Source organism: Methanomethylovorans sp. PtaU1.Bin093 (genome assembly GCF_002067275.1).
GTDB lineage: Archaea > Halobacteriota > Methanosarcinia > Methanosarcinales > Methanosarcinaceae > Methanomethylovorans.
This window is the reverse complement of the sequence record NZ_MVQX01000062.1, coordinates 1-3,303: the sequence shown is the minus strand read 5'-3', so window position 1 is coordinate 3,303 and position 3,303 is coordinate 1. Positions and strand designations below refer to the sequence as shown.

Below are 3,303 nucleotides of genomic sequence, written 5' to 3'. Positions count from 1 at the left end.
TACCGTAAGATTTTCAGATCCTTCTCCCGTATTTACATTATAGTAAAAGCCAGAGAAACTTTGAGGTGTCCATGTATATTCAACACTTAAATTCAGATTTTCATCCCAAATTCTATTCCCAGTGGAATTTGAAGGAACAGCATCTGCTGTACTACTTAACACTATCAGGCAAAATAAAGCTCCGCATACGATAAACTTTTGGAATTCACGCAACTATGACCATCTCCTAAAGAACCATTCAAAGTAAAGAGCTGATCATTGATTCTATCGGTTTTTACTTAGAATGGGCATTCATCCTCAGCGGTATTATATGGTATAATTATATATTAATATTTGTTTATTGATTGTGATGTCACTAAAGAATTGAGATCCTCCATCTGCTTTTTCCAAAAAAGAATCACTTGCTTTTCCTTTTTTTGTACGATCCCTTTTTGACCTCGAGCAGCAATAGGATTATATACGATACAGTATTATCTGCGCCATCACTTTATATTCCGTTAGGATATGCAGTCCACCCCTTCGCGGGGAGTGCCGGCAAATGTGCCGGGGCTACAGGATACAACGTATCCCTAAGGAGGACATAAATTATGGCAGATGAAGAAATAAGACATCTAGTCCGTATCATGAATACTGACCTCAAAGGTGAAATGCCTGTTGAGTACGCATTGACCGGTATTCCTGGTATCGGAAGACGAACCTCAAGGATCCTTGTGGAAAGCACTGGTATCGACCCATTGGCAGTAATTGGTTATCTCCCTGATGAGGATATTGCAAAGCTTGATCAGGCTATCAGTGGTTTTGAGCAGTCCATGCCTACATGGATGCTGAACAGACAGAAAGATCTTGTGACAGGGGAGAACAAGCATCTTCTCGGACAGGATATCCTGCTTACATTGAGGGAAGATCTGAACACTCTTAAAAAGATCAGGTGCTACCGTGGTATACGTCACGAGCGCGGTCTTAAGGTAAGGGGTCAGAGAACAAAGTCCACCGGTAGGCGTGGCAGCACCATTGGTGTAAGCAAGAAGAAATGATAGGGTGATCTTATGGGATATCCAGGAAAGAAGAGAAAAAGTTATGATACGCCTAAGCATCCATGGCAGGCTGCCAGGATGGCTGAAGAGGTCGAGCTCATCAAGACCTATGGACTTCGTAACAAAAGGGAATTGTGGAAAGCACAGAGTACTCTCAGGCGGTTCAGGGCAGATGCTCGCAGGCTCTTGGCAGAGTCCGGAGAAACGGAACAGATGTCCGGTCATTTCAAACTTGAAGCTGAACAGATCCTCGAAAGGCTTACAAGCTATTCCATATTGAAAGCTGATTCAAATATCGATGATATTCTTGGACTTAAGACCAGTGCCCTTCTTGAGCGCAGGCTGCAAACCCAGGTCCACAGGCTCGGACTCGCCCGTACTCCAAAGCAGGCACGACAGTTCATTACTCATGGTCACATTGCCATCAATGGTCAAAAAGTTACAGTACCTGGAATGATGGTCACCAAGGAGCAGGAAATGCTCATCGATTATTATGGCACTTCTCCTCTGCTTGATGAAACCCATCCGGAAAGACCTGCACAGGTAGCTAAATCCATTGCAGGGCATGATTAAGGAGGTGTAAATATGGCAAATGGAACATGGGGTGTTGCTCACATCAAGAGCTCATTCAATAATACTATCATCACTATTACCGATATGACTGGTGCCGAAACAATTGCAAAATCCTCCGGTGGGATGGTTGTAAAGGCAGCACGCGATGAAAGCTCTCCTTACACTGCAATGCAAATGGCAAGTCAGCTCGCTGATATACTCAAAGACAAGAACATTGAAGGTGTGCACATAAAAGTGCGTGCTCCTGGCGGTAACAAGCAGAGGAGTCCGGGTCCCGGTGCTCAGGCTGCTATCAGGGCTTTTGCCAGAGCGGGCATTAAAATTGGAAGGATAGAAGATGTAACGCCTGTACCTCATGATGGTACTCGTCCAAAAGGCGGAAGACGTGTATGATCTCTCTGTTTAGGTAAAGGAAATAAGCATATGACGATGGAAGTAGACATACTGGAGCTCTCCGATAGGTCTGCAAAGTTTGTATTGTCAAACACGACCGCTGCATTTGCAAATGGTATTCGCAGGGCTGCTCTGGCAGATGTACCTACGATCGCTATTACCGAGGTAAACATCTATAACAATACCTCGGTTTTGTATGATGAGCAGCTTGGCTTACGCCTGGCACTTATCCCTCTTACTTCGAATATGGAGGATTTTGTTCCTAAAGAGGAATGTAATTGTGGTGACTTTTGTCCGGCATGTCAGGTTTCTCTTACCCTCAGTGCAGAAGGCCCTGGAATAGTTTATTCTCAGGACCTTGTGTCCTCTGATGATAAGGTGCAACCTGCTGATCCTAACATTCCGATCGCAGATCTTCGGGAAGGGCAAAAGATCGTTCTTGAAGCGATAGCTCAGATGGGATACGGTAGCAAACATTCCCGATGGCAGGCAGGTGTAGCATGCGGGTACAAGAATATGCCAAAGGTCGAGTTCAGTGGTTGTGACCTCTGTGGTGCATGTGTGACTGAGTGTCCTGTCAATATCATTAAGATGGGTGCTAACAGTGCTGAGATCTCTCAGGAGGATATGCTCAAATGCACTCTTTGCAGGTTATGTGAAGGGGTTTGTGATATTGATGCCATAGATGTCAAAGTTGACGGGCATTCTTTCATCTTCATGATGGAATCTGATGGCTCTTATACCACAAAGGAATTGATCTTGAATGCAGGTAATGTCATCAAGGATAAGGCTACAAGTCTGGCTGAGATCCTGTCTACGCTCTGAGCCAACAGATTAATATAGGAGGTTGCTATCTCCTATATTGTTCTTTCCCTATGTGCGGGGGTCGCCCAGCTAGGTCAAAGGCGCTAGGTTGAGGGCCTAGTCTCGTAGGAGTTCGTGGGTTCGAATCCCATCCCCCGCATCTATAATACATAAAGTTGTTTACATGGGATCTTGTTGCCATGTGTCAAAATACTTAGGTATAGGTACGAACTGGCAGAGTTTTTATCAATACTTGCTTCACAAAACTTAGTTTTTTTTTGCAGCTTTATTGTCCTGTCTTCTTTGTCATTTTTATTGGATCTCCTTAACATTGAGTGAGTAGATTCGTAAAGGATTTGGAATAAAAGAGTGTTCTCATTTATGGACCATATCTTGGCAGCCTGGACAACCATGTCATATGATTTGGATTCCTAAATTCCGCAGATATCTAGTATACAGTGAATTGTTCTTTTATAGGGGATTAGTGATTTATTGGTGC

The 3,303-nt window shown here is 44.0% G+C and carries 5 protein-coding genes and 1 tRNA gene; 5 read left to right on the top strand and 1 reads right to left on the bottom strand.

Annotated features, from left to right (window positions below):
- Window positions 1-213, bottom strand: a 213-nt coding sequence (locus tag A4E24_RS07655) for an S-layer protein domain-containing protein (protein WP_292352693.1), incomplete at its 3' end; no start/stop codon positions are given.
- A gap of 374 nt (window positions 214-587) precedes the next feature.
- Between A4E24_RS07655 and A4E24_RS07650 the strand changes: the two genes are divergently transcribed.
- From A4E24_RS07650 to A4E24_RS07630, 5 genes are all read left to right on the top strand, one after another.
- Window positions 588-1,034, top strand: a complete 447-nt coding sequence (locus tag A4E24_RS07650) for a 30S ribosomal protein S13 (protein WP_292352692.1) — start codon at window positions 588-590, stop codon at window positions 1,032-1,034.
- A gap of 12 nt (window positions 1,035-1,046) precedes the next feature.
- Window positions 1,047-1,607 (top strand): 30S ribosomal protein S4, encoded by a 561-nt coding sequence (locus A4E24_RS07645; RefSeq protein ID WP_292352691.1) that lies wholly within the window; start codon window positions 1,047-1,049, stop codon window positions 1,605-1,607.
- Window positions 1,608-1,619: 12 nt separating this feature from the next.
- Window positions 1,620-2,000, top strand: coding sequence for a 30S ribosomal protein S11 (locus A4E24_RS07640; RefSeq protein ID WP_292352690.1), 381 nt, complete (start codon window positions 1,620-1,622; stop codon window positions 1,998-2,000).
- A gap of 30 nt (window positions 2,001-2,030) precedes the next feature.
- The gene (locus tag A4E24_RS07635) at window positions 2,031-2,825 is read left to right on the top strand and encodes a DNA-directed RNA polymerase subunit D (protein ID WP_292352689.1); all 795 of its coding nucleotides are present in this window, start codon (window positions 2,031-2,033) and stop codon (window positions 2,823-2,825) included.
- A 54-nt stretch (window positions 2,826-2,879) separates the two neighbouring features.
- Window positions 2,880-2,964: transfer RNA gene (locus tag A4E24_RS07630), tRNA-Leu, on the top strand.
- Window positions 2,965-3,303 lie beyond the last annotated feature (339 nt).